Source organism: Kutzneria buriramensis, from assembly GCF_003387475.1.
GTDB classification, from domain to species: domain Bacteria; phylum Actinomycetota; class Actinomycetes; order Mycobacteriales; family Pseudonocardiaceae; genus Kutzneria; species Kutzneria buriramensis.
The window spans coordinates 17,784-42,803 of the sequence record NZ_QUNO01000022.1; the positions used below are offsets into that span (position 1 = coordinate 17,784).

General features: G+C 70.6%; 21 protein-coding genes. 6 read left to right on the forward strand and 15 right to left on the reverse strand.

Going from position 1 to position 25,020, the window contains the following annotated elements; genetic code table 11:
* Positions 1-19 precede the first annotated feature (19 nt).
* The 4 genes from BCF44_RS45725 (at position 20) to BCF44_RS56135 (ending at position 5,112) form a co-directional block, all read left to right on the forward strand.
* Complete coding sequence (locus BCF44_RS45725) at positions 20-1,264, forward strand: tyrosine-type recombinase/integrase (protein WP_246016202.1); 1,245 nt, start codon at positions 20-22, stop codon at positions 1,262-1,264.
* The gene (locus tag BCF44_RS45730; protein ID WP_211353549.1) at positions 1,261-3,714 is read left to right on the forward strand and encodes a tyrosine-type recombinase/integrase; all 2,454 of its coding nucleotides are present in this window, start codon (positions 1,261-1,263) and stop codon (positions 3,712-3,714) included. Before BCF44_RS45725 ends, BCF44_RS45730 begins: the two co-directional genes overlap by 4 nt.
* A gap of 123 nt (positions 3,715-3,837) precedes the next feature.
* Entirely contained in the window at positions 3,838-4,896 is a 1,059-nt protein-coding gene (locus BCF44_RS45735) for a hypothetical protein (protein ID WP_116180829.1), read from the forward strand.
* Positions 4,897-4,974: 78 nt separating this feature from the next.
* Positions 4,975-5,112: a hypothetical protein gene (locus BCF44_RS56135; RefSeq protein ID WP_170218109.1), complete on the forward strand. Its 138-nt coding sequence runs from the start codon at positions 4,975-4,977 to the stop codon at positions 5,110-5,112.
* A gap of 69 nt (positions 5,113-5,181) precedes the next feature.
* On the opposite strand, the gene BCF44_RS45740 is transcribed toward BCF44_RS56135, so the two are convergent.
* From BCF44_RS45740 to BCF44_RS45800, 13 genes are all read right to left on the reverse strand, one after another.
* Entirely contained in the window at positions 5,182-7,098 is a 1,917-nt protein-coding gene (locus BCF44_RS45740; protein WP_116180830.1) for an amidoligase family protein, read from the reverse strand.
* Entirely contained in the window at positions 7,085-7,672 is a 588-nt protein-coding gene (locus tag BCF44_RS45745; protein ID WP_116180831.1) for a hypothetical protein, read from the reverse strand. The genes BCF44_RS45740 and BCF44_RS45745 overlap by 14 nt, the downstream gene beginning before the upstream one ends.
* 45 nt (positions 7,673-7,717) lie before the next feature.
* Positions 7,718-9,427 (reverse strand): amidoligase family protein, encoded by a 1,710-nt coding sequence (locus tag BCF44_RS58810; protein ID WP_116180832.1) that lies wholly within the window; start codon positions 9,425-9,427, stop codon positions 7,718-7,720.
* A gap of 11 nt (positions 9,428-9,438) precedes the next feature.
* Positions 9,439-11,403, reverse strand: a complete 1,965-nt coding sequence (locus BCF44_RS45755; protein WP_116180833.1) for an amidoligase family protein — start codon at positions 11,401-11,403, stop codon at positions 9,439-9,441.
* A gap of 32 nt (positions 11,404-11,435) precedes the next feature.
* The gene (locus BCF44_RS57055; RefSeq protein ID WP_211353550.1) at positions 11,436-13,859 is read right to left on the reverse strand and encodes an amidoligase family protein; all 2,424 of its coding nucleotides are present in this window, start codon (positions 13,857-13,859) and stop codon (positions 11,436-11,438) included.
* The gene (locus BCF44_RS45765; RefSeq protein WP_116180834.1) at positions 13,846-14,433 is read right to left on the reverse strand and encodes a hypothetical protein; all 588 of its coding nucleotides are present in this window, start codon (positions 14,431-14,433) and stop codon (positions 13,846-13,848) included. Before BCF44_RS45765 ends, BCF44_RS57055 begins: the two co-directional genes overlap by 14 nt.
* Positions 14,430-15,569 carry a hypothetical protein gene (locus BCF44_RS45770; protein ID WP_116180835.1) on the reverse strand — a complete coding sequence of 380 codons (1,140 nt, stop codon included), beginning with the start codon at positions 15,567-15,569 and terminating at the stop codon, positions 14,430-14,432. Before BCF44_RS45770 ends, BCF44_RS45765 begins: the two co-directional genes overlap by 4 nt.
* Complete coding sequence (locus tag BCF44_RS45775) at positions 15,566-16,861, reverse strand: ParB N-terminal domain-containing protein (RefSeq protein ID WP_116180836.1); 1,296 nt, start codon at positions 16,859-16,861, stop codon at positions 15,566-15,568. Before BCF44_RS45775 ends, BCF44_RS45770 begins: the two co-directional genes overlap by 4 nt.
* Positions 16,858-17,835, reverse strand: coding sequence for a replication-relaxation family protein (locus BCF44_RS45780; protein WP_116180837.1), 978 nt, complete (start codon positions 17,833-17,835; stop codon positions 16,858-16,860). Before BCF44_RS45780 ends, BCF44_RS45775 begins: the two co-directional genes overlap by 4 nt.
* 7 nt (positions 17,836-17,842) lie before the next feature.
* Positions 17,843-20,293, reverse strand: coding sequence for a type IV secretory system conjugative DNA transfer family protein (locus tag BCF44_RS45785; RefSeq protein WP_116180838.1), 2,451 nt, complete (start codon positions 20,291-20,293; stop codon positions 17,843-17,845).
* Complete coding sequence (locus BCF44_RS45790) at positions 20,290-20,892, reverse strand: hypothetical protein (RefSeq protein ID WP_147328886.1); 603 nt, start codon at positions 20,890-20,892, stop codon at positions 20,290-20,292. The genes BCF44_RS45785 and BCF44_RS45790 overlap by 4 nt, the downstream gene beginning before the upstream one ends.
* Before the next feature lie 331 nt (positions 20,893-21,223).
* The gene (locus BCF44_RS54965; protein WP_147328887.1) at positions 21,224-21,403 is read right to left on the reverse strand and encodes a hypothetical protein; all 180 of its coding nucleotides are present in this window, start codon (positions 21,401-21,403) and stop codon (positions 21,224-21,226) included.
* Positions 21,404-21,726: 323 nt separating this feature from the next.
* A complete protein-coding gene (locus BCF44_RS45800) occupies positions 21,727-22,029 on the reverse strand; it encodes a hypothetical protein (RefSeq protein ID WP_147328888.1) in 303 nt (100 codons plus the stop codon).
* Between the two features lie 258 nt (positions 22,030-22,287).
* On the opposite strand from BCF44_RS45800, the gene BCF44_RS45805 reads away from it, so the two are divergent.
* Together BCF44_RS45805 and BCF44_RS45810 are read left to right on the forward strand one after the other, a co-directional pair.
* Positions 22,288-22,533 (forward strand): hypothetical protein, encoded by a 246-nt coding sequence (locus BCF44_RS45805; RefSeq protein ID WP_116180842.1) that lies wholly within the window; start codon positions 22,288-22,290, stop codon positions 22,531-22,533.
* 140 nt (positions 22,534-22,673) lie between these two features.
* Positions 22,674-22,904 (forward strand): hypothetical protein, encoded by a 231-nt coding sequence (locus BCF44_RS45810; RefSeq protein ID WP_116180843.1) that lies wholly within the window; start codon positions 22,674-22,676, stop codon positions 22,902-22,904.
* 737 nt (positions 22,905-23,641) lie between these two features.
* Here BCF44_RS45810 and BCF44_RS45820 read toward each other — a convergent pair.
* Together BCF44_RS45820 and BCF44_RS58815 are read right to left on the reverse strand one after the other, a co-directional pair.
* The gene (locus BCF44_RS45820) at positions 23,642-24,172 is read right to left on the reverse strand and encodes a hypothetical protein (protein ID WP_116180845.1); all 531 of its coding nucleotides are present in this window, start codon (positions 24,170-24,172) and stop codon (positions 23,642-23,644) included.
* A 213-nt stretch (positions 24,173-24,385) separates the two neighbouring features.
* Positions 24,386-25,009 carry a hypothetical protein gene (locus tag BCF44_RS58815; RefSeq protein ID WP_116180846.1) on the reverse strand — a complete coding sequence of 208 codons (624 nt, stop codon included), beginning with the start codon at positions 25,007-25,009 and terminating at the stop codon, positions 24,386-24,388.
* Positions 25,010-25,020: the final 11 nt, after the last annotated feature.

The window sequence follows — 25,020 nt, forward strand, 5'->3', positions numbered from 1 at the left end:
GATCATGGAGGTGCCCGTCTTGACCAGCACGACCTTCCGCGACCTCACGGCCATCCAGCTGCCGAAGTGGGGCGCGGTCCGCGCGGCATCCGGCCCGGTCCCGTGGCTGCTCGTCGACGACGACGGCCAGGCCGTATTGCCGGTGCACCGGTACTTCATCGACTTCGTCGCCCGGGACACCCGGCTCGGCAGCGTCCGCAGCTACGCCTACGACCTGCTTCGGTGGTGGCGCTGGCTGATCGTGGTCGACGTCGCGTGGGACAAGGCGACCTCGGCCGAGGTCCGCGACTTCGTGTTGTGGATGAAACAGGCCCGGAAAGTGCGGCGGCATGCCCGCACCGTCTCGGCGGCGACCGCCGGCACGCTCAATCCGGTCACCGGCAAGCAGTACCTCGACGACCAGTACAAGCCGCGCTCGATCGCCCACTCCAATGCGGTGCTGCGCGCCTTCTACGAGTTCTGGGTGCACGAGGACGGCACACCGCTGGTCAACCCGGTGCCACTGGACCGCTCCGGCCACCGGCGGCCGCACGCCCACCACAACCCGCTCCAGCCCTACCGGGCCGGCGAGGGCCGCCTGCGGTACAACCCCAAGATCCCCAAGCGGCGGCCCCGGGAGATGCCCGAGGACCGCTGGAAGGACTTCTTCGGCGCGCTGCGGTTCAACCGGGACCGTGCGATCACGGCCACCGCGGTCAGCAACGGCGCCCGCGCGGCCGAACTGCTGGGCGTGCGCGGTGTCGATCTGGACTGGGGCGAGCAGATGGTGCGGGTGTTCCGAAAGGGCACGGGCGCGGAGCAGTGGCTGCCGGTCAGCTCGGAGGCGTTGGTCTGGACCCGCCTCTACTTGGCAGAGCTGCCGCCCCTCGACCCGCAGGAACAGGTGTGGCGAACGCTTCGCCGACGGGACTACGGCGCCGGCCTGGAGTTCCAGCCGCTGAACTACGAGGCGTTGCGCGCGGTGCTCCGTCGGATCAACACGCTGCTGGGCACCAACTGGTCGATGCACGATCTGCGGCACACCGCCGCGCTGAGGATGGCTCGCGACGAGCGGCTTTCGCTGCGGGACGTGCAGGAGATCCTCGGGCACGCCCACCTGGCCACCACCGGCGACACCTACTTGATCGAGCAGCAGGCCGAGGTCGTACGCCGAGTCCAGTGCCACCTCGCGGATCGGGCTGAGCAAGCACAGCGCCCGGCCGCACCGAGCGCCGGCTACGCCAGCACCGACCTGGACGTGCTGTTCGGCGGTGGTGCGGAATGAGCCCTCGCCGCGCCAACCGCGTCATGCTCGCCGACACGGTCACCGCGCTGCCGCCTCAGCCGCTGTTCGTCGACCACGAGGTCACGACCGACCACACCCGGGTCGGCCCTCACGACCACCTGAGCCGCGCCCAGGTGCTGGAGCTGCTGCCCACCCTGCCGATCTGGAACCTCGACCTCGACGGCACGCCCCTGGCCGGCGGAAAGAACGAAGCGACCCGAAACCACCGACGGATGTCCGGCGCCGCGGCAGTGCTGACCTGGTTGGAGACCCATCCCGGCGACGGATGGCAAGCACGATGGCGCACCGCAGGATGCGACCGGGACAAGCAGTGGTACGCCGCCGCCGTCGCCGACCTTCCGGGCTGCGAGGGCCTCCGGTTCAACCAGCTGGTCTCGGGGCTGACCTTCTTGTTCCTCAACAAGATCGTGCTGCCCGACATGCTGTTTCTCCGCGGTTACAAGGCAATGCGGCTGTTCAAGTACGCCCAGCTGATGTTCCCGCCAGGCACGCTGGACACGATGCGCCGATTCGTCGAGTCCGTCGGGATGTCGGAATCGCATCTCCAGCAGGGTCTGCGGGTGATCTCCTCGCTCGTGCTGCACACCGGCCGCGACCTTCCCGAGCTGACCGCCGAGGACATCATCAGCGTGCGGGCGCTGGGCCGCCGGTGCCGAGGCGAGGCGTTCCCGGGCACGTTCCCGGCATGGGACCTGCTGCGGGCGGTCGGGGTCATCCAGTCCCAGGACTCCCTCAAGGACGCATTGCGGCACGGCCAACGCCCGACCGCCGAGCTGGTCGACCAGCACAACGTGCAGAGCACCACGATCCGCAACGTCCTGGTCCGTTACCTGGAGGAACGCCGTCCCGGGCTGGACTACGGCTCGTTCCGCGGCCTAGTCGGCGAACTCGTGAAGGTGTTCTGGGTCGACATCGAGACCCACCACCCCGGTATCGACTCCCTCCGCTTGCCGCCTGAGGTCGTCGACGGCTGGAAACAGCGGCTGCTGACCTACGTCGACAAGGCCGGGAACGTCCGCGAACGCCGTGGGCGAGTCGACATCATGATGCGCGTCCGGGGCTTCTACCTCGACATCCAGGAGTGGGCGCACGAGGACCCGTTCTGGGCGCCACACGCGGTGCCCAGCCCGATCAACCGCGGCGACGGCGCCGGCGGCCTGAAGATCGTCACGCAGACCCAGGCCCGGATGCACCAACGCGTCCGGGAACGCCTGCCGCACCTGCCCGTGCTGGTGGAGACCGCCGAACGAGTGCGCCACGAGGCCGCCGACCTGCTCGCGGCGGCGGCCGCCGCCGTCTTGGGCACCGAGTTCGAGCACGCCGGCCGCCGGTACCTGCGGATCCTGCCCGCCGGCAACAAGACGCCCGGCCGTGAGGTCACCGACGTCTACATCCGGGAGGTCGGCAGCACCGCGCTGCACTCGATCAACCAGACCCATGCCGAGGACGATGCGTTCTGGGCCTGGGTGGTGGTGGAGACCTTGCGGCACACCGGGGTTCGCGTCGAGGAACTGACCGAGATCACTCACCTCGCGCTGGTCTCCTACCGGTTGCCCGACACCGGTGAGGTCGTACCGCTGCTCCAGATCGTGCCGTCCAAGAGCAACGAGGAGCGGCTGCTACTGGTCAGCCCGGAGCTGGCCAGCGTGCTGGCCACGATTATCACCCGGCTGCGGAACAACAACGGCGGCAAGGTGCCGCTGGTCGCCCGCTACGACCACCACGAACGCGTGACCGGACCGCCGCTGCCGCACCTGTTCCAGCGCCGGCCGTACTGGCAGAACCAGGTGTTCAGCTACGCGGCGATCAAACGCCTGCTCGACGCCACCCTGGCCCACACCGGCCTACGCGACGCCGCCGGCGAACCGCTGCGCTACACCCCGCACGACTTCCGGCGGATGTTCGCCACCGAGGCCGTCACCGGCGGCCTGCCCGTTCACATCGCCGCTCGGCTGCTGGGGCACAAGAGTTTGTCCACCACTCAGGCGTACCTCGCGGTCTTCCAAGACGATCTGGTCCGGACCTACCGAGGCTTCCTTGATCGGCGTCGCGCGGACCGGCCGGCGGAGGAGTACCGCGAGCCCACCGACCAGGAGTGGCTGGAGTTCCAGCAGCACTTCGAACTGCGCAAGGTCTCCCTCGGTACCTGCGGCCGCCCCTACGGCAGCCCGTGCAAGCACGAGCACGCCTGCATCCGCTGCCCCGTGCTCCGCATGGATCCCCGCCAACGACAGCGGCTGGTGGAGATCATCGCCAACCTCCGCGACCGCATCGCCGAGGCCCGCCACAACGGCTGGCTCGGCGAAGTCGAAGGGCTCCAGACCAGCCTCAACGCCGCGGCCGCGAAGCTGACCAGCCTCGACCGGACGACCACGACTGCCCGCCCGACCATCACCGACCTCGGTATGCCGATCATCACCTTGGCCTGAGACGGGCGCGGGGTGGGCCGGCTGCCGGCCCACCCCGCGTGGCTGACACGCAGTCGCGTTTCTGCCCGTGATCACCTGCCGGTGCACTACCGTGGTAGGCCGACTGCCGTAACCGGGGGACGCATGGACGAGATCCTGAAGGCGATCGCCGCCGCACTGGCCCGGGAACAGGGTGAGCCAGCCGACGACGCGATGGAAACCGGCACGGGCGTCCGAGCCAACATCATGCGTCAGTTGCGGCTGCGAGTTAACGAGAGATTCACCGACAAACCAGGTCCACAGGACGTGCTCGCCAAGGCGTCGGCGCACCCGGACAGTCTGGGTTGGATCGCGTTGCTGGCTGAGGTACTTGATCGAGCCTGCAAGGCTGATCCCGTCTTCGCCGCCGAACTACTGGACTTGTGGGAACGAGCCGAGGCGGCTGCACCTGCGCCTATCTGGTCGGAACAGGCCGGGAGCAACGCCGGCGTGCCCAAGACCGGCAGCACAGGCGGCATTGCGGTGCTGGCCGGCGACGACGTCGATATGGCGGATGACGAAAACACGGATTCCGGCCACGAGAACGAACATGACAATGGCACGATCATTTATCGCCGGAACGAAATTATCGTCAACCTCGGAAGTTTTGAGGCCCCTGGACAACATGAGCGGGTTGACGTAGACGTCTCGGTGTATCTCGACGTCGAGGAAGCCGCAGACCCGGTGGAGTCGGTCCTCGTCACGGTGCTCAGGAAGTACGGCTTCCAGGTCCATAGCTGGGGCGAACCGATCCGCAGCTCGTGGTTCCGCAGGATGCGGGTCTCCATCAACAAGGCCCGTCAGCACGAGCTGACGCGCCGACTGGCTGGGGACCTGAGCCGGGCTGTGGAGCTGCGGGCGGTCGACCAAGCGCAAGCCCAGGTCGACGCTGCCCAGGGCGATGTCGTCGCGAAGCTGTTGACCGCACTCGCGAGCACCTCTGCCGCAGCCATCCAGATCGGCTCGGTGCTGCTGATCAAGGTCGACGGCGTGCCGATGGTACGCAACCTGACCCAGCTGGAACTTGCCCACCTGCAACGAAACCCGGACCTGGTACGCGATCCGGCAGCATGCCTGTCCGCCCTCCAACACGCTGCGGATCAAGCAGCACGGACCGCCGAGCCGCCAGAGCAGGACGGCAAGTCAGCCTTGCCCAGCGGATGATCGCCCAGGAGGCGATTGACCAGGGCTGACGCTACTTCGAAGTTGCGAGCCTCCTTAGTCCGGAAAAGCAGCGTGGTCGTGTCCGACCAGCTGTATTTCCGCGCTCTCTCGACCGGTTGGACCGCCGGTGTCCATCATCGCGATGCCGACAAGCCGGTGCTGGCCGGCCGCCGGCCGCACTCGGCCGGCTTCGCGCACCAGTGGGTGTCCCGGTGACTGCTGCTGTGGATGCCGCAGGCCGGCGAGGCGACGTCCGTCGTGTGCCGGGCCGGCAGAGCACGGCGATCAGCGAGCAGAGCGCGTCGCGGGCTGAGCCCATCGCGTGATGGCGAACAGGCTGGTGGCCTGGGCCTTGTCCACGGCGCGGTGGAAGACCGTGTCGACCAGAGCACGGAAGGAGCGGGTGGCCGCGCGCCAGTCCTCGCCGCGCAGGCGGCCGCCGCGGTCGCCGAAGGCGTGGTGGTGCCCGCCGAGTGGGTCCACCTGGAGATCGCCGGCGTGGCCCGCGGTGCGCAGGGCCGCCTCGGTGAGCCCGAGGGACAGCTTGACCTGGGTTTGGATCACCGCGGCGTCGAGGGAGCCGTCCCACATCCGGAACTCTGCGTGGTCGTTGGGATGGCCGTGTACGGCGCTCAGGTTCAGCGCCACGCCGTGGCTGCTGTTGCGCTGGCGTACCTGGGTGACCGACTCGAACCCGGCGCTGGCCGTGGGATTCGGCGTGCACCACGCGGTTCCGCGATGGGTCCGGCGGTCCGGGTTGGTCGCCAGCCGGAACAGGGTGTCCTGGTAGGCGGCGACCAGGCGCAGCAGCCGGGCGTGGTTGGCCGCGAGGTGGTCGAAGTTTCCGGTGGCGACGTGGACGTGGCCACCGGTGCTGACCGTCGCGATGCCGCCGTGGGCGCGCACGATCGCGCAGACCGCTTCGATGTCCTGCCAGGTTTCCGGCGTGTCGAACAGGATCGGGCTGACGATCTCGCCGTCGACGGTGGAGTCCTCCTCCAGCCGCCAGCCGTCGCGGGCGTCGGTGTATCCGCCGATGCGGGGCTCGTGGTAGCCCCAGATCGTGCTGTCCTCGGCCAGGCCGGCGTCGGCCAGGTCGTGGGCGATGTTGCGTCGTGCGCCGTAGCTGGCCTCTTCGCCGAGTTCGAATTCGATCTCCACGCCGAAGCCGCGGCCGTGTCCGCGCGCGCCGAGCCCACCGGTGGCGTCCTCATACAGCAGGGGCACGGTGTCCTCGCCGCGTTCGATCCGGCGCAGCGTGTCCTGGTAGGCGGCTTGGAAGGCATCGAAGTCGTCCAGGTAGGACACCTCCGGCGCCGGCCAGGTCTGTTGGGCGCGTTGTTGCGCCGCCTGCGCCGCGGCGTGCTCGGCGCCCAGTTCGGACAGCACGGTGGTGCTGGCGCGGCGGGCGGTGGCCAGCCTGGTCGGCGAGCTGATGCTGCCGGTGACGTCGGCGGCGGCGAGTTGACGGTGCGCGCAGTGCGGTTGGCCGCAGGTGCAGTTCAGTCCGTCCGCGGCATGCTCGCCGGCGTCGGGGGAAGCAGGGGCGTAGACGGCGACGGCGCCGGTGATGTCGCCGGCGACGCCGGTGGCGGGGTCGTGGTACTGGCCGTGCACGTCGACGAGGACGGGCTCGTCGGACAGCACCACCGCCTCGCGCACGAGCGACAGCAGCGGCGCGTACAGCATCCCGTGCTCGAAGTAGTGGCGGCGTTCGGGCATGGTGGCCACGGGGCAGCGGTGTGCGGCGAGCCCGGTGAATTGGCCGCACCGGGAGCACCGGGTTCGTGGCCGGCCATCGCGCAGCAGTTCGGCGTACCAGCTCGTCCCGGCCTCGATCTCGGCCGCGGGCTGGGCCAGGACGCCGGTGGACCACAGGTAGTGCACCGACCGGTTGCGCTCGGCGGCGTCCTGCAGCTCGTTCCACGTCTGCGTCGGGATCCCGCTGACGCGGTAGGTGCCGCCGGTCCGGAAGGTCACTTCGAGCGTGCCGCCGGTGTTGTCGGTCGCGGGCTGGTAGGCGAGGTGTCTGACCAGGCGTTGGCGGTGTGGGGCGAGGTGTTCGATGCCGTCGGGGACGGGTTCGGGAGCGTCCTGGGCCGCGGCGCCGACAACGGCGCCGGCCGGGGGAACCGGGTGTGCAGGCGGCGGGCCGGGGTTCACCTGGTGGTGCTGGTGGTTGGCGCGCCTACCCGAGCCCATCGTCGTCCTCGGGCGCGCCGGCACCGGCCGGCTGGCTGCTGGCCAATGTGATGATCCCGGCCTGCGCGAGGCTGACCAGCAGTTCCCAGTCCTCGCCGGGGTCCAGCCACCAGATATCGCGTCCTTGGGGAGCGGCGATGCGGCCCACGGGCGTGTAGAACGTCGTGACCAGGATCAGGGGAATCGGGCCGTCCCACTGGTCCAGCACCGGCGGTCGGGAGAAGTCGCCCAGCAGCAGTTGGCGTTGCTCGGGGGTGCACTCGGCCAGCTGCGGCGCCGTGGCGAGCTCGGCCTGGCGGCGCACCTGCAGGTCGCAGGCGAGCCGGATGCGCGCGGCGGCGGCCTCGGTCGGGGTGGTGATGGCGCGGTAGCCGGGAACGAGCGCCTCGACCAGGGCGGCTGGTGTCTGCGCGTAGGTGCGCAGACTGCCGCCGGCGTGGATCATCTCGAAGCGCCACTGGGTGCCGTCGGGCCGTCGGGGGGCGTGCGGGGCGTCGGCGGCCGCGGCCGGGTTGCGCAGGATCACGGGGCCGTCGTCGTCGACCGCGGGGACGGAAGTCGGCGGTGTGGTCATCGTGGTGCTCCAGGTGGTCGAGGCGGGGTGGCGGGACGTTATCTTTCAGCCTCGCTGCCAGCGGGTGATGGCAAAGAGGCCGGTGGCCTGGGCCTTGTCCACCGATCGGTGGAACACCGTGTCGACCAGGGCTCGGAAGGAGCGGGTGGAGGAGCGCCATTCCTCGCCGCGCAGGCGGGCGCCGCGGCCGCGGCCGCCGACGGCGCGCCAGTGCTGTCCGACGCGCTCGATGTCGGTGGTGGCCCGCGGCTGCGCAGACGTGCGGAACGCGGCCTCGGTCAGTCCGAGGCTGAGCTTCACCTGGGTCTGGATGATCGCGGGGTCCAGCGAGCTGTCCCACATCCGGTACTCGACGTGGTCGCTGGCTCCGCCGTGCACGCCGCCGAGGTTGATCGCGTAGTTGTGGGAGTAGTTGTAGTCGCGGGCCTGCGTCAGCGTGGCGTATCCGTTGGCGGGCGCCGGGCTCGGGGAACACCAGAACAAGCCCCGGTGCCGTCCCCGGATGGGGTTGGCCGCCAACCTGAACAACGTATCGGTGTGGGTGTCGACCAGGTGCAGCAGCCGGTTGTGGTGGCCGACCTCGTGGTCGAAGTTCGCGGTGCCGACGTGGACGTGGCCGCCGGTGCGGCGGGAGACGATCCCGCCGTGCTGGCGCACGATGTCGCACACGGTCTGCACGTCGGTCCAGGTCTGTGGGCTGTCGAACAGGATCGGGCTGACGATCTCGCCGGCGACGGTGCTGTCCGCCTCCAGCCGCCACCCGTCGCGGGCGTCGGTGTAGCCGCCGTCGCGACGGCCCTGGTGGTAGCCCAGCATCTCGGAGTGCTGGCTCAGGCCCGCGTCGCGCAGGTCACTGGCGATGCGGCGCAGTGCCGTGCGGGAGGTTCCGCCCTCGAAGTCGAACTCGAGCTCGACGCCGAAGCCGCGGACGCCCAGTCCGCCGGTGGCGTCCTCCAGCAGCAGCGGCACCGCTGGCTCGCCGGCGTCGTGGCGCCGGCGGGCCTGCCGGTATGCCTGCTGAAAGGCGTCGAAGTCGTCCAGGTAGGACACGGAGCCGGCGTCGGCGGCGGTATCGATGCTGGCTTGGTGCGCCCGCTGGGACGCCTGGTGGTCGGCGGCGAGCTCGGTGAGCACCGTGGTGGCGGCGCGGCGGCTGGCGGTGGCGCGTTGGCGGTGGTCGGGCACGACCTGGTCCAGGACGGCGGTTGCGACCTGGCGGGCGTGGCGGCAGTCGGAGATGCCGCAGCTGCAGAACAGGCGGGCGCCGAGGTCGTCGTGGTCGATGTGGGTGAGTGGGGCGGCGATGCGGACCTCGCCGGCGACCAGGTGGCCGCCCGAAGGGATGCGCGGGTCGTCGACGGCGGCGCGGACCGGCAGCAGGACGCCGCCGGCGAAGTTCACCGCGCCGGGCAGTGCATGCGGGTCCGGCATCAGCATCCCGATGGTGGGGGTGTGGCGGGTGACGTACGGGATGGTGTCGAGCGGGCAGTGGTGCGTGGTCGCGCCGACGAACTGGCCGCAGCGGGCGCACCGCTCGTTCGCCGACGGGGCGGGCGGTGGCGGCAGTGTCGGGATGATCTCGGACTCGAGCAAGGTCGCGCGTCGCAGGCGGGTGTCGTAGTCGAGCGCGAGGTCTGCGCTCGTGGGCTCGGTGACGAGGGCGCCTGCGGCGCCGGCGGGCGCGGCGCCGCCCCCGGCGGGCGTGCCGGGGTGGACGTGGTGGTGTTGGTGGTCGGTGCGACGACCGCTGCCCATTCCTGGTCTCCTCACCGAGTCGCGCGGGCGCGCTGCCAGCGGGTGACGGCGAACAGGCCGGTCAGCTGGGCCCGGTCCTCGTCACGGTGGAACACGGTGTCCATCAGGGACCGGAACCCGCGGGTGGCCTGCCGCCACTGCTCGCCGACCAGGCGCCGCCGGCCGAACTGCGCGTGGTGGTCGCCGAGCCGGTCCACGCGGCCACCGTTGGGCCGCGACGGCGAGCCGGCGTCGCGGAACGCGGCCTCGGTCAGCCCGAGGGAGAGCTTGACCTGCGACTGGATGACCGCGGGGTCCAAGGTGGCATCCCACATCCGGTACTCGACATGGTCGCTGTGCCCGCCGAACACCGACTGCATGTTGACCGCCAGGTTGTGCCCGTTGTTGGCGTCTCGGGCATGGCCGATGTCGCGATAGCCCTGGGCGGGGATCCTGTTGGGACTGCACCAGCGCACGCCGCGGTGAGTGCCGCGTTCGGGGTTGGACGCCAGCCGGAACAGGGTGTCGGAGTGCGCGTCGACCAGTTCCATCAGCCGGTTGTGGTTTTCCACGGTGTGGTCGAAGTTTCCGGCTCCGACGTGGACGTGGCCGCCGGCGCGCACGCTGGCCTGGCCGCCGTGCCGGCGGACGATGTCGCAGACCGTGGCCAAGTTCCGCCAGGTTTCTGGGGTGTCCCACAGGATCGGGCTGACGATCTCGCCGGCGACGGTGGCGTCGTGTTCCAGCCGCCAGGCGTTGGCGGCCTCGGTGTAGCCGTCCCGAGCGCTGGCGTGCCAGCGGTCCATAGTCCGGCTCTGGCTCAGGCCGGCCTGGTAGAGGTCTTCGGCGATCGACCGCAGGGCGGCCGCGCGGTTCACGTCGTGGGGGAGGTCGAACTCCAACTCGACGCCGAAAGGCCGGCCGCCGTCGCGGGAGCCGAGCCCGCCGGTGGCGTTCTCGATCAGGTAGGGGATGGGTGGTTCGCCGGCGGCGACTCGTTGCTGGGCTTGGCGATAGGCCGTCTCGAACGCGGACGGGTTGTCCATATAGGACATCGCGGCGGTCCCGGGCTCGGATCGCGAGCGCTCCTGAGCGCGGACGGACTCGTCGTGTTCGGCGGCGAGTTCGCCCAGCACCGCCGTGCTCGCCCGCCGGTCGGGCGTTCGCACGCGTGGGGAGCGCATCAGGTCGACCAGTTCGGCCGCGGCGAGTTGGGCGTGCTGGCAGCCGGCGCGGCCGCAGCCGCAGGCCAGGTCCGCGGCGGCCGCGGCCGGATCGAACTCGGCCCGGGGGCCGGGGATGGTGGCGTCGCCGAACACCGCGTAGCCGTGGGGATCGTCGGGCAGCCGGTAGTAGCCCTCCAGCGGGATGCGGAGCTGGGCGTCGTCGCCGAAGTCGCAGTGCTCGCGCAGCGCGGTGGCGTTGGGGATGGCGAGTTGGCCGTGGTCGCTGACGTAGACGCGCCGCGCCGCGGTGGTGACCGGGCAGTGGTGCTCGGTCTCGCCGACGAATTGCCCGCAGTGCGGGCAGTGGGCCTGGGCACCGCGCGACGTCGCGGCGGCGTTGGTGGTCGGTTCCTCCTGCGCTGCGGCGGGTTCGGCCGTGTCGGGTTGGGGGCGCAGGTCGTCCTCATCCAGCGGGTGGGAGGGGAAGGCGCCGAAGACGTCGTTGTTGACGGCGCGGGAGACGCTCGCGTCGTCACCAGCCTGTTGGATCCGCCGCCACAGCTCGACGGGCACGTCGGCGTACCGCATGGTCTGGAGGTCGCCGTTCGTGACGTTCCGGAAGGTCACGTCGAGCAGTCCATGGTCGGCGTCGTTGTCGGCGTAGCTGAAACGGACTCCGTCGATGAGCCGTGAACTCGGCGTGGACAGGTGCTCGACGCGGACCGGTTGAGGCTGCTCGGACGGCGCGGTGTCCTGCAGAGTGGCCACGCCGGCGCCGAGGCCGGGATCGACGTGGTGGTGCTGGTGGTGGGATCGACGACCGCCGCCCATGGTGTTCTCCTCCCTCGTGCGGTGTGGTGGCGCTAGCGCTGCCAGCGGGTGATGGCGAACAGGCCGGTCAGCTGGGCCCGGTCCTCGTCACGGTGGAACACGGTGTCCATCAGGGACCGGAACCCGCGGGTGGACGCGCGCCAGTCCTCGCCGTGCAGGCGCCGGCGGCCGAAGACCCGTCGGTGCGCGCCGACGTGGTCCACGTGGCCGTCGTTGGGCGCGGAGGTGCTTCCGGCTTCTCGAAAGGCGGCCTCGGTGAGGCCCAGCGAGAGCTTGATCTGCGACTGGACGATGCTGGGCTCCAGACTCCCGTCCCACATGCGGTATTCCACGTGGTCGCTTCGCCTGCCGGACACCGACTGCATGTTCACCGCCAGGTTGTGCCCGTTGTTGGCGTCGCGGGCATGGCCGATGTTGCGGTATCCCTGGCTGGGAACGTGGTTGGGGCGGCACCAGTAGGTGCCGCGGTGGGTGCCGCGTTCGGGGTTGGACGCCAGCCGGAACAGCGTGTCGGAGTGCGCGTCGACCAACTGCATCAGCCGGTTGTGGTTGCCCACGGTGTGGTCGAAGTTCCCGATGCCGACATGCACGTGGCCGCCGGTGCGGGTGGTGGCACGGCCGCCATGTCGTCGGATGATGTCGCAGACGGTCTGCAGGTCGTTCCAGGTTTCCGGGGTGTCCCACAGGATCGGCGAGACGACTTCGCCGGAGACCGTGCAGTCCTCTTCCAGCCGCCATCCGTTGCGGGCCTCGGTGTATCCGGCGTATTCGCTGGAGTGGTAGCCGCCGACCATGGTGGTGGTGCTCAGACCGGCGGCATGCAGGTCGCGCGCGATGGCGTTGAGGCGGCTCCGTTGGTTGGGGCCGGACAGGTCGAACTCCAACTCGACGCCGAAGGCCCGGCCGCCGTCGCGGGACCCAAGGCCGCCGGTGGCGTTCTCGGTCATGTAGGGGACCGCGGGCTCGCCGTTGGCCACGCGCGCCAGCGCCTGTCGGTAGGCGGCCTGGAACGCGTCAGGGTTGCCGCTGTAGGTGGTGACCGCGGCGGGCGCGGCGCGGGCGGCGTCTTGGGCTTGGGTGGAGGCGAAGTGCTCGGCGGCGAGCTCGCCGAGCACGGCCGTTGTGGCCCGCCGGTCGGGGCTGTTGACCAGCGGCGAGTGCACCCGCTCGATGAGGTCGGCGGCCGCCAGCTGTGCATGCCGGCACGCTGGCTGGCCGCACGTGCAGGACAGCCCCGCCGCGGCGGCGGCGGGGTCGACCGGCACCTGGCGCCCGTAGACGTTGACGGTGCCCTCGACGAAATGCACGGAGTTCCCGTCGTCCTCCGGGGTGACGTCGACGGCGGCGGTGATGGGTACGGGGATGGACACCTCGCCGAAGGCGCAGTGGCGTTGCATCGCGGTGATCGACGGGCAGTTCAACGTGATCGGGCCGCTGAAGTAGGAGGTCGACGCAGCCGGGACCGGGCAGTCGTGTGTCGTGATCGCGCCGACGAACTGGCCGCAGGTTGGGCATCGGCGTTGACCCCGAATGCCGTGGAACTGGTTGCTCAGCGCCAGAACGGTGTCGTAGCGGTGCGAGCACGGATTCTCGCCGCACGTGCAGTCCAGGTGCGCGATCGCGTCGTCCCACACGATGTCGTTCGTGTCGCGGAGCAGCTGCGCGTGCCCGGTGACTTGGTGGGGCTCGCCGCTGTCGTTGTCGTATCCGGCGGTGACCGGGACCAGCAGCGGGCCGTGGGCGAAGTCGGCGTTGGCGCGCATCGTGGAGACGTCGGGCATCGTCACGGTGCCGGGGATGGCCAGGTGTGGGCCACCGCCGGCGTTCGGCCGCTGATCCTGGATCGTGATCGAGGAGCTGATGGGGCAGTGGTGTGCCGCAGCGCCGACGAACTGCCCGCAGGTGGGGCAATGCTGTTGCCCAGGGCCGATTCCGGGCAGCGCGGCGGGGACGCGGGCACGGGCGATGAGGGTGTCGTTGTCACCGACGAGGTGGTTGCTGAAGTGCCCGACGACCTCGGTGGAGACGAGATGGCCGACGCTGCCGCCGGCGGTGTGGGTCTGCTGGAGGCGGTCCCACATCGGGCCGGGAACCTCGGCGAACCGATAGGTGCTGCCGTTGCTGCGCCAGCAGACCTCCAGGGTGCCGAGCTGGTTCGGCCCGGAGCCCGGGGCGTAGGACAGCAGCCGGACCGCGGAGGAGTCCGGCAGGATGTGCTCGACGCCGTCGGTGGTGAATTGTCCCTGGTCGCCGGCGGCGGCGCGCAGCCGCTGGTAGTTGTCCGCGTCGGCCCGGGCGAGCTCGGCCTCTTCGGCGGCCACGGCGTCGACGTCGCGCTGGGTGACCTGGCCCAGTTCGTCGTCGGGCTCGTCGACCAGCGCGATGCCTCCGCCAGCACCGCCCGTGCCCGGGTCGACGTGGTGGTGCTGGTGGTGGGAGCGGCTACCGGCGCCCATCGTCGCCGTCCTGGTCCGGGTCGGGCGCCGGCATCGGCGGCATGAGGTCGTCGCGGGCGTGCAGGCGGATCACGTCGGCTTGAGCGAGGGTGACCAGCAGCTCCCATTCGTCGCTGGGATCCAGCCACCACACGTTCCCCTCGGGGGCCGGGGTGGGCCGGTAGGGCGCGTAGAACGTCTTGACCAGCACCAGCGGGACCGGCGCGTCCCACCAGACCAGCACCGGCGGCTGCGAGAAGTTGCCCAGCAGCACCTCACGCTGCTCGGCGGTGCACTCCACGATTTGTGGCCCCGCGGCGAGCGCGGCCTGCAGGCGCACCTGCAGGTCGCAGGCCGTGCGCAGCCGGGCGTGCGCGCGCTCGGTCGGGGCGACCAGACCGTCGTAGCCGGGGATCAGGGCCGCGACCAGGTCGGCTGCGGTGTCGGCGTAGGCACGCCAGGCTCCTCCGCCGAAGATCATCTCGAACCGCCAGGGCCGGCCGGCGGGGTGTGGGGGCACAGGCGGGACGTCGGCCGCTTCGGCGGGGTTGCGCTGGACGGCGAAGCGTGGGCTGGTCGAGATCGGCTCGGTCACGGGGTTCCTCCGGCGGGTGCGTGGCCGTCGAGCAGGTCGGCGTAGTAGCGGACGTTGGTGTGGAAGGCGTCCCGGGTCAGGGCGTGCACGTCTTGGCGGCCCTGGTCGGTCATCACCGCGCCGCGGCGGGCGTACTGCAGCGCGTTCTGGGCGACCAGGTGCAGCCGCTCGCCGAACAGGGCGCCCAGCGTGCGGATCCGATCCGGGCGTGAGGCGCCGACCAGCCAGATCGGCATGTCGGCGGGCAGGGTGCCGGCCAGGTAGGCCAGGCCGGGCACGACGAGTTCGTTCCATTCCTCGGCGTCGCGGAAGGTCTGCAGGTTGACCGCGACCTGCGCCGGCTCGGTGTCAGCGACCCAGTCCAGGTAGCGCTCGAGGTCTTCCAGCCGGGCCCAGTACAGGCACGGCGCGGTCGGCACGCCGAGGTCGGCCAGCTCGGCGGCGATCAGGAGGTTGCGCCGGTAATTGATCAGGTGCTCGGTGCGGGGCTGGTTGAGGTACATGCTGTAGTTGCTGGTCAGCACGAGGTCCCAGCCCTGGGCGGCGATGGACAGCATCAGCCCGTCGCGGTGCCGGCCGCTCCAGTACTTCTCCACGAGCGGGTCCGTGCCGTAGCCGACGAGGATGGCCTTGGCGGTGTCGGGGATGGCGAAGGCCTGGTGGGCGGTCGTGTCGTGCAGTTTCGGCATGATCTTGCCGGTCGCGGTGGACAGCACGCGGCGCATGCCCACGGCGTAGGCGGGCCAACCGAGGCCGTCGTCGAGCGGGGCGATGTCGTCGCCGTCGCCCATCGGGATGAACCGCGGGAGCCCGGTGGGGGCCGGCTGGGTGACGTGCAGGTCGGTGAAGCGCAGGGTGCCGCCGACCGCGGCGATCCAGTCGCCGACGTCGGGTCGGGAGCCGCAGCGGATGGGGCAGGTGCGGCAGGCGCCCCCGTCGCGCACCGCGGCCCGGGACGGGTCTTCTGCTCGGGCGCAGCTGCAGTACTCGCAGCTGGAGGACGTGCCGCTGCAGATCGGCTCGACCGCGCGGGGGTTGTCGATCCAGAAGTCGCAGACCGCGCAGTTGCAGCCGGGCGCCGGGCGGGGCCCGGTCGGCGCGCCGAGGGTCGGTGTGGACAGGAACACCGGGGTCATCCCGCCTCCTTGATGGTGGTGGGTTGGGACGGTGCTGGCGTGGCCAGCAGGTCGGTGGTCTCGGCCAGCCGCAGCTGCAGGGATCCCACGGCGTAGCGGGGCGGTCGGCGTCCGGCGCGCAGCTCGCCGTTCAGCTCGCGCAGCCGGTCCAGCACGTCGGTTACCAGGTGCGGGTCGATGCCGGCGTGCTCCCGGGCGTCGTCGGCGCCGACCGAGTCGTCGTCCTGCGGCCCGCCGGCGACGGTGGTGTGGCCGGCGTCGTCGTCCGGGTGCGGCGTGGTGGCGAGGTCGGTGCGGCTGAGCTTTTCCGCACGGGCGGCGTTGGCGGCGTCGTGCAGCGCGACCGCGGCTTCGACGGCCTGCTCGACTGGCGGCAGCGCGGCGCGGGCGCCGATGGCGGCCGCGGATGCCTGCGCGGCCGCGGTCGCCGCGGCCAGCAGTTCCGGGCGGCCCAGGGCCTTCACCGCGGTCCACAGTTCGGCGACGTTCTGGCGGGGATCGCGGGCCAGGCGCACCAGCCCGGTCCGGGTGGTCAGGGCGATCTGGTGGGCGTCCAGGTCGGTGGACAGCTCCCGGGGCAGGTGTTGGAAGGCGGCCACCAGTTGCCGTGCCTTGCGGGGCCCGAAGGACACACCGAGCCGGCGCAGCACGAGCTCCCACGGGGCGCCGACCTGCGGCGCGTGACGCAGGCGGGTCTTGTCCAGCAGCGTCCAGCGCGCGACCGGGTCGTCGGTGTCGGCCAGGTCGGCCTCGGGCACGGGCGCGCCGGCCTCGGTCAGCCGGGTGGCCAGCACGGCGCAGCGCTCCAGCAGCAGCGCCGAGGCGAGTTCGCCGGGTTGGTAGTCCTGGCGGGCAAGGTTCTCGATCAGTTGCCAGGCGTTGCGTTCTTCCTCGGTCAGCGGGCCGGGGCAGATCATCGCCGGCACGCGCTGGAAGTAGGTGTTGTCCGGGTCCTCGCGCAGTCCGATGCGGCAGCAGCGCAGCCGGCCTTCGCCGGTGACCAGCCGCAGGTGGACCTCGCCGGTGTCGGCGTCGGTCAGCTCCTCGACCAGGATCGGGGAGAGCACGCCGTGCACGGCGATCGACGACAGCAGCTCGCCCAGGCCGTTGAGGCTGGTGGACTCGCTGGGGCCGCGGCCTTGCAGGCCGGTGTGCACGGCGCCGGGACCGGTGACCGGCAGCCACGCGAACCGGCGCTGCGCGAGCCGCGGCGAGCTGTCCAGGCCGCGCACGGCGGCCTCCAGCCCGCCGGCTTCGGCGCGCTGCTCCTCCGCGGCCAGGGCGGTGCTCATGTCGACCTGCCGGACGTGCGGCGTTTGGGCGCCGTGCCGAGGAGGTTGACGTTGTGCCCGTAGGCGTCCCAGAAGATCGGCTCGAACGGGCCGTGGTCGGTCAGCTGCGTCATGGTGGTGCACAGCAGGCCGAGGCGGTCGAGGTGCTGGTTGATGTACGGGTCCTCGGCGCAGAATCCGAGCAGTTGTTCGGCCCGGCGTTCCAATGTGGACTGTGCCTTGTCCGCGAAGACGATCAGCACCCGGGGGAAGCGGCGGTAGTGGCGCCGCCAGTTGGGCACGGTGTCGCCGGCGCGGCGGGCCTCCAGCGGGATGTAGGTCAACAGCCGGGTGTAGTTGCGGATCTTCTCGGTCAGTGCCAGCACGGTCTCGGTGCCGCGATCGGCCTCGATCAGGCAGACCACACCGGAGTCGCCGTCGGCGTCGTCGGTCAGCACGAACCGGATCCGCAGGTCGGAGACGAGGTTGGAGGCCTCGCTCTCGCCGTCGCGCACGCGGTGTCCGATCTCGTTGTCCCAGTCCAGGTAGCTGATGGGCACGTTTCGGGCGCGGCCGTGGCGGACGAACTCCACACCGATCTGGTTGGCGAGCAGGGTGTGGCTCTGCAGGTTGGAGTCGGCGCGGCCGGCGGTCATCACGTAGGCCCGCGGCCGCAGGGCGGCGGCCACGCGGGCGCGGCCGGCCGGGGTGACCCACCACGCCTTGGCGTTGCGCTCGTGCTGGACCGGCGTGCTGGCCGCCAGTTCGGCGGCGGCGAGCCTCTGGAGGTTGCGGTGGAGGAACTCGCGCCGGTAGTCGGCGGCTACCAGGGTGTGCAGCTGCTGGGTGGTCATCAGCCGGTGCTGGGTCAGGCAGGCGAGGATCTGCTCCTGCATCGGCGACAAAGTGACCTGGCCGGTGAGCAGCTTGGCGCTCCACATCTTGGGCGTGATGTTGCCGCCGCGGGGACGGCGCGGGGTGCTGGTGGCGGGCATGGTGCTCCTAGCGGGCCGGCGGGTCGGTGCGAGGACGGCGCGGACGCAGCTTGGTGACGCCGGGCGGCAGGTCCTCGGCGCCCTGCGGCTCGCCGCCCCCGGCGTCCCGGCGCCGGGCGTTCTTGGTCTTGGCACCCGTGGTCTTGCCACCGGGCGCGGCGCCGTGGCTGTTCTGCGTTTCCACCCGGCTACGCGGGATGTGGGTGTTGAGGTAGGCGGCGATGCGCTCGTCGAGCGTGCGCAGCTCTTCCAGGGTCTGTTCCACGGGCTTGCGCGCGAGGTTCGCGTCGACGGCGGCGGCGATGGCCGCCGGGGCCTTCGGGTCGTGGTAGTCGGCGAAGATGTCGGCGGAGTCGAAGCCACGCATCCAGATGGGCGTCGTGGTCTGCTTGTGCAGGGTGAGCTGGCCGATGGAGCAGAACCGTTCGAGCCGGGTGAAGGTCTTGGGCTCGACCACGTCGCCCATTTCCTTGGACAGGATCCGGGCCGCTTCGGCGCGCTCGGCGTTGCTGATGATGTGGCTGCGGTTGGTCAGCCACATGTCCTGGGTGGCCTTCTGCAGCACCGTCAGGGACTGGGTGGCGCCGAACACCTTCAAGCCGTACTTGGCCGTCTCCCGCAACATCAGCTCCAGCACGGAACCGGCGGTGTCGTAGATCTGCATCTCGTCGACGGCCAGCCAGAACGTGCGCAGCTTGTCCATCGGCAGCCCGGTGTCCTGCCGGGACAGTGCCGCGAGGAACACGTCGTAGAGGAAGAAGCAGGCCAGGAAGCGGTCCTTGTCGCCGGTGCCGGCCGGGGACGCGAGGATGATCTTTCCTTCGTCCATCGCGCGGCGTGCGTCGTAGGTGGACTGGGGGGTGCCCAGCAGCGCGGCCACCGACGGCGAGGACCGCAGCCGGTCCAGCAGGTTGGTCACCGGCGTGATGGCGCTTTTCTCCAAGTTGTTGAACCGCGTCTGCCAGAACGAGGCCACGTCTCGGGGCAGGTGCGGGATGGTGTGCGCGCGCCATTCCTCGTCGGACAGGATCGTGGTGATCTGGAAGACGGTCGGCTGGAGGTCGGGCGGCAGCACCAGGCCGAGTTCGCACAGCGACCACACGCTCTGGGTGACCAGGTTCTGCGCCCGGTTGTTGACGTTCGACCAGCTCAGCGCGGCGGAGAACGCCGAGACCACCGCGGAGATCCGGCCTTCGATGTCGGCCCGGTCGCGGCCGGTCATCGACAGCAGGTTGAAGCCGGCCTGCTTGGACGCGCGGGTCCGGGACAGGTTGAACTCGAGGATCCGGTCGGCCACCGAGCCCAGGAACGGCTTCATGCGCTCGATGGCCTGCACGTGCGGGTCCAGGTACATGCCGCCGTGGCCGGCCAGCGCCAGGTGCACGAACTGGCCGAGCATCCGCTCGGACTTGCCGGAGCGGGACTTGCCGGTGAGCAGCTCGAAGAAGGTGTCTTCCAGCGGCACACCGGCTGGGCGCCAGCCGCGGTTGTCACGCACCCAACCCATGGGCAGCAGGTGCCGGTCGCGGGGGCCGCGGTAGAGCGGCAGCGTCTTGGGCGGGGGCGGCACCGGCCCGCCGGACCGGGCGATGTTGGTGATCTGGAGGTTCTGCGTCGGGGGCTTGAGGAAGGCCCCGATCTCGCCGGTGGTAACCCAGCCGCCGCTCTTGGGCGGCGCGAACGCCCCGGTCCGCAGGCGGTGGTCGAAGCGGCGCCGGCGCCAAGCGATGTCCGAGCCCAGGTAGAACGGCCCGAGCCGCTGCCCGTAGACCCGGAAGTGGTTCTGGTCGCCGAACTGCTGCAGCGCGGCGAACACCATGGCCAGTCGCTGTTCGGCGCGGCCTTCCTTGGGGCTGCGGGCGACCATCAGCATCTGCAGGTCCCACCACGCCTCGTCGAGGGCGAGGATCTTGCCGCCGAGCTCGCGGGCCTGCTGAGTGGCTGCGGTGCGCTGCAGGGGCGTCAGCCGCGGCGCGGCTGGCTGGCGGGTGGCGCGCGTGCTGGCGGAGTCGACCCCGTAGGCGATCATCTGCACGCTCTGCCGCAGCGAGGCGCCGCGGTTGGCCGTGTCGGCGCCGGCGCCGTCCTCGCGCAGCACCTGGCTGCGCAGGTGGCGCTGCCGGGCGGGGGCGACCGGCAACAGATCCAGGTGCATCTCGAAGGACTCGCCCTTGGTGTTGGACAACCCGGTCAGCGCCTGGGCGATCTGGTGCAGCGGGTCGTTGTCGACGCCGAAGTTCGGCCGCGCCAACGGGTAGCGCGGGTCGGCGGCCAGGACCACCTCGAAGCGGGACACGTGCAGGGGAGGTTCGTCCTCCCTCGATGGCGCCGGCGCGGGCTTGGGCGCAGGCGGCTCCCAGTGCACGCCGGGCAACTTGAGCAGCTGGCGTGCCCAGAAGCCGGGGACGAGGTCCTCGGTCTCGCCGACCACGGGGATGTCGAGGTTGCCCGCGCTCATGACCGGACCTCGTCGACGACCTGGCCGGCAGTCTCCGACTCGTCGTCCGCGCGGACAACGCCGGCGGAGTCATCCGCGGCCGGGAAGCCTGCGGGCAGGCCGTTGGCCTGGAGCCAGGCGGCCAGAGTCGGCACCAGCTCCTCGTCGCCGGTGGCGCGGTCGATCTGACGGACCTCGACTGCCTTGTAGCCCGACGCGCTGATCAGCGGCACCGCGTGCGGCGGCACAGTCAGCCTGTACCGCAGCAGGCCCTCGTCGTCGGTCAGCAACGTGACCCTCAGGGCGTGCGCCCCGGCGGGCCCCAGCCACCGGTTGAACAGCCGGTGCGCGCTGGGTCGGACCCGGGACCATCGCTTCGCGATGGCCTGCACCTCGTCGAGGCTGGCGGTGAACTCCTCGCTCGGCTTGAGTTCGATGGTGACGCGCTGGGCAAGTCGGCGGTGCAGGCCGTGCCGGCGGAGCACGGCGATGCCGAGCACCGCGAGGCCGGCCAGCACGGCCAAGCCGATCATGAGCGCGGTGTTGCCGAAGAAATCGGCGATCGAGCGCGTGAACAACGACCACGCCGTGCCCACGTCCGGTGAACTCGCCCAGCGCATCCGTGTTCTCCTCGGCGGCGACGTCCGGTCCGGGGGTCCGGACCGGGGCGGCGCGGAGACGCCCCCGTTGCCTATAGGCGGCCTGCGGGTGCCGGCAGCGACAACCTCACTGGGGTTCGTCGCAGCGTCGGTGAACGCGGGTGGACGTCTCGTCGCGACAAGCGGCGCGAACAACACCGAGAACGATCGTGTTGGCTTGACCAGACAGCGAGCTACGGGGCCGTGGCCGTCGGCCGGCGCTCGGCCCCTATTTCAGGCGCCCGCGGAGTTCGCGACCCACTGTTACTGGCGTGCCTGCGCGTACTTGCCGGCCTCACAGACCTGGCCCGGTTCAGTCCACCTGGTCGCCGGAGGTCGTGGATGTATACGCCTGGCGAAGTGCGGCCAGGTCGACGCGAATGCCCAGGGCTTGCAGCCACTCCCTGACTTCACTGAGCTTGAAGAACTGGTACTTCGGGGACAGGTGGTAGGCCTGCGGCGGCGTGGCGCGCTGCGGGCGGCCCCGCTGCACGGCCAACCACCTGACGGATTTTCCAGCCAGTGCGGCGACCTGCGGATTGGCGAGCCAACAGTCGCCGGCGGGCAGTGGGGACAATCCGGCGACTAGACCAGTGGTCGCCAAGTCCGCAGTCTCCCCGGCCCTCGGCTCGTTCGTCTCCATCGTCCTCTTCGCATCCTTCGACGGGGCTCTGCATCCTCGCGGTGGCGATGTACTCGGACGCCACCTTCGCGGCGCTGAGGCTGGTCGCAGATATTCGGAAGTATGGAGGATCAACCGCCCCGGAGGATCGTCCCCCCGAAGCAGGTGAGGCAGTACACGCGTGTGCGCCCAGCTCATTCCTCGTCCAGTTCCGCGTCCTCCTCGTACACCTCCAACAACTCCGTGTACGTGGCACCGAAGTGCTCAGCGGCGGCGTCGAGCATGATCGCCAGCGCTCCCGTGGCACGGTCGCTGAGATCAGAACAGACCGTTGACAGCTCGGCCAGCGCGTTCAGGCGCGTCTCGTCCAAGGCCCGGGTCATCAGGTACGGAGGGGTGGCTCGCACTTCCGCGAGAACGCGGTGAGCGGTGTCGAATCGCCGAGCCAGATCGTCGGGGAGTTCCATCGCCAGGGCTCCCATGCTGGACGTGGACATCGTGACCACCTTCCCTCTCTACTCCATCCCGATGTTGCCATAAGGCTACACCATCATGTTGCCATATGACAACACGCCAGGCGGTCAGCCCGGTCGCGTCGACCACCTTTGGGCGGAACACCTCCCGACTGCCCACCGGAAGCCCCCTTCCGCTCTCAGTCCCGACCGACAGCAAGACCACGGCCAACACCTGTTGCCATATGGCAACATGATGATGTAGCCTTATGGCAACAGAGCGCAGATGAAGGGCGGAAGACCATGGTCGCCAAGTTCGCCGCAGAGATTCGGACCAACCACGGCCAGCCCGGCGCGACGTGCACGTACGGCGTCGTTATCAACGAGGTCGTCTACGGCGACGAGATCATGGGCGACGAGGTGCCATGCGGCCAGCCGGCAAACTTCATGGTCAACCCCGAGCTGCTGGCCCCCGACCAGCCGCCGCGCTATTCGTGCCCACGGCACGCAAAGCACTACGGCAACGACCTTACTCCGATCGCGCACTGATCGACGGGCCGCCAGAGTGACAACACCCGGCGGCCCGCCCCTGATCGATGCCGTTTCTCGTGCCGCCGCCCCGCCCCCAGATGCGGCCAATCCCCAGGCCGCGCAATCCCTGTGTCCCTCATTTGGAAAGGACGACGACCATGGTGACCACGCAGCACGGCGGCGAGCGCGGCTATGTCCCCGCCCGGTGGCGCAACTGCGCGGACCGCTGGACCAGCGACAGCGCAGGCTGGGGCGTCCGTGTCGCGGTGATCACCGACCACGGCGACACCGTCGACGTACAGACCAAGGACACAGGTGCCACTGTCCGCGCCGGCGACAAGTTCACCGTGCCGGCCGACGCGATCTGGGTCGGGGGAGACCGCCGCTGACCCACAACACCGGATTCTCACCGCCCCGGAGGACGATCCTCCGGGGCGGACGCATGTCCGCCCCCAGTCAGTCCCAGCGCCGGCCGTCCCCGCGATTCACGATCACCCGACACCAAGATCACCTCGGTTCAAGATCATCCTCACCCCCGGCCGGACCATGATCCACGATCTTGGTCGCCCCCGGTGTTGATCACGCGCCCGCCCCGTCGCCCACCACCCCCGACCCATCAGCCGACCAGAACACCCACCAAGCCGAGAACACCGACATCAACGAGAGAGCACCACCAAACCCGCACCACCACCCCACTTCGCTCTGCTCTGCGCTGCACTGATACTGACCTGACCGCGTAGGGGAACCCCGTCCTGGCACCCGCCCCGTTCGGAACTCGCTTCTTCTTCCTTCCCTGCCCCGATCGGAACCTCACCTACCCTCCCTATAGAGATATGTCGGCGTTGTCGCCGGCCTCAACAACGGCCGGTGACCAGCGCGAATCCGATCGAACGCGAACGAACGTCCGGTACGGGCGGGAGTACGGAGGGCAGTACGGGCGGCAGTACGGAGGAAAGTACGGGCGGCAGTACGGGCGGCAGTACGGACCAGCACCACGCGCGACCGGCTCGATCGGGCCGCCGTGGCAACCCATTCGGGGTTGCGCGGGCGTCTGCCCAGGGAGCTACGCGGCAGTCGAGTTCCTGCCGTCACCGGCTGCCGCAGGGGGCCGGCAGGTGGGTTCTGATCACCACGTGCAGGCGCACCACCAGCGGCTGCTGTAACCGCACACCGTCGCGGTATGGCCGTTGAGCAAGGTGACCGTCACCATCTGCCCGTGGTGGACGACGCGGTGGACCCGGCTGGCCCGGGTGGGCCGGCCGGGCACGCGCACCCAGTCGCCGACCTCGACCTGGCTAGCGGGCACGCGTTCCCAGGGGAAGCCGAGCAGGGCCACCGGTGAAAGCCGACGCTGCAGAAACTCACCCAGCCCGAGCCACCGGACGCCGGCGTAGAGCGTCGCCACGAAGGTGATCAGGCCGACCTGCGCGCTGAGCCCGTGTTGGTGCAGCGCCTGGTCGGTCGCTGTGCCCGCAGTCCATGCGAGGCGGGCGGCGACCGCGGCCACGACGGCCTCGGTGGTTAGGGCGACGGCGCCGACCCCCTGCCACAGTCCTCGGTGGCGGGGTGAGGGGAGCAGGAGCCGAGGCACGGCGAACTCGCCGTCGCCGCGGTAGACCCGGTTGGGGATGACCGTCAGCTGCGGCGCCGCGGTCATCGGCGGTACGCCCGGCGGCAGGGCGCTTCGGCTGTGGTCGGGCCTGCTGGTGGCGTCATCTGGTGGCGGCTGCTCGACATGACACGCGCTCCCCACGTGGTCGACGGCAAGCGGTCCAGGTGGTCCCGGGCCTCGTTGCCTATAGGCGGCCGGGTCGCCACGGCGGCGACAACTCCCGGCGGCCAGGGCGGTGCGGTGGCGTTGTCGCCCAGGTCAGGACGGTGCGACGGGCTGGAGTCCGCTGGGGGTGCGCTGAATCTGAATGGTGATGGAGGCGTGGTCGATGGTCTCGGTGGTGATGGCGTTGGTGCCGGAGTAGACCGCGATCACCTGATAGCCGCCGGTGGATCGGTCGGTGCGGGCGGTGATGGCGTGCACCCTCAACCCGGTGACCACCGGCCGGTCCGGCGGGCCGGCGGGCCACAACCGGGGCCAGGTGCGGGCGAGGGCGGCCGCGCCGGTGGTGGTCAAGTCGGCGTTGATGACTTCGGCGCCGAGCGTGCACACCGACAACCGCAGGGCGGGGTCCAGGTCGCTGCCCTGGTCCAGCAGCGTTTGCAGGGCCTGGTCGGTGATGGGACCGTCCAGCGCTCCCGCTCCGGGCGGCACCGGGTATCCCGGGTCGATTGGCGGATAGGCCCGTTGGCCGTCCGGAGAGTTCGTGGTTGTCGCCGGGGCGGGCGAGACGGCATGAGGAGCGGGCGTTGCGGCCGACGGTGAGGCGGCAGCGCCGGTGGTTGTGGCCGGTCCGCCGCCCAGCAGCGTCACGGTGAGCGCGACGACGGCGGCGGCCAGGCCGAGAACCAGCAGTGGACGCAGCAGACGCGACGACGGCATGACGGTGTCCC

What these genes read in the sequence shown, in the direction of transcription:
- BCF44_RS45730 (WP_211353549.1), top strand. Translation starts at nt 1,261, where the DNA reads ATGAGCCCTCGCCGCGCCAACCGCGTCATGCTCGCCGACACGGTCACC.
- BCF44_RS45735 (WP_116180829.1), top strand. Translation starts at nt 3,838, where the DNA reads ATGGACGAGATCCTGAAGGCGATCGCCGCCGCACTGGCCCGGGAACAG.
- BCF44_RS45740 (WP_116180830.1), bottom strand. Translation starts at nt 7,098, where the DNA reads ATGGGCTCGGGTAGGCGCGCCAACCACCAGCACCACCAGGTGAACCCC.
- BCF44_RS45745 (WP_116180831.1), bottom strand. Translation starts at nt 7,672, where the DNA reads ATGACCACACCGCCGACTTCCGTCCCCGCGGTCGACGACGACGGCCCC.
- BCF44_RS58810 (WP_116180832.1), bottom strand. Translation starts at nt 9,427, where the DNA reads ATGGGCAGCGGTCGTCGCACCGACCACCAACACCACCACGTCCACCCC.
- BCF44_RS45755 (WP_116180833.1), bottom strand. Translation starts at nt 11,403, where the DNA reads ATGGGCGGCGGTCGTCGATCCCACCACCAGCACCACCACGTCGATCCC.
- BCF44_RS57055 (WP_211353550.1), bottom strand. Translation starts at nt 13,859, where the DNA reads ATGGGCGCCGGTAGCCGCTCCCACCACCAGCACCACCACGTCGACCCG.
- BCF44_RS45770 (WP_116180835.1), bottom strand. Translation starts at nt 15,569, where the DNA reads ATGACCCCGGTGTTCCTGTCCACACCGACCCTCGGCGCGCCGACCGGG.
- BCF44_RS45775 (WP_116180836.1), bottom strand. Translation starts at nt 16,861, where the DNA reads ATGAGCACCGCCCTGGCCGCGGAGGAGCAGCGCGCCGAAGCCGGCGGG.
- BCF44_RS45780 (WP_116180837.1), bottom strand. Translation starts at nt 17,835, where the DNA reads ATGCCCGCCACCAGCACCCCGCGCCGTCCCCGCGGCGGCAACATCACG.
- BCF44_RS45785 (WP_116180838.1), bottom strand. Translation starts at nt 20,293, where the DNA reads ATGAGCGCGGGCAACCTCGACATCCCCGTGGTCGGCGAGACCGAGGAC.
- BCF44_RS45790 (WP_147328886.1), bottom strand. Translation starts at nt 20,892, where the DNA reads ATGCGCTGGGCGAGTTCACCGGACGTGGGCACGGCGTGGTCGTTGTTC.
- BCF44_RS45800 (WP_147328888.1), bottom strand. Translation starts at nt 22,029, where the DNA reads ATGTCCACGTCCAGCATGGGAGCCCTGGCGATGGAACTCCCCGACGAT.
- BCF44_RS45805 (WP_116180842.1), top strand. Translation starts at nt 22,288, where the DNA reads ATGGTCGCCAAGTTCGCCGCAGAGATTCGGACCAACCACGGCCAGCCC.
- BCF44_RS45810 (WP_116180843.1), top strand. Translation starts at nt 22,674, where the DNA reads ATGGTGACCACGCAGCACGGCGGCGAGCGCGGCTATGTCCCCGCCCGG.
- BCF44_RS45820 (WP_116180845.1), bottom strand. Translation starts at nt 24,172, where the DNA reads ATGACCGCGGCGCCGCAGCTGACGGTCATCCCCAACCGGGTCTACCGC.
- BCF44_RS58815 (WP_116180846.1), bottom strand. Translation starts at nt 25,009, where the DNA reads ATGCCGTCGTCGCGTCTGCTGCGTCCACTGCTGGTTCTCGGCCTGGCC.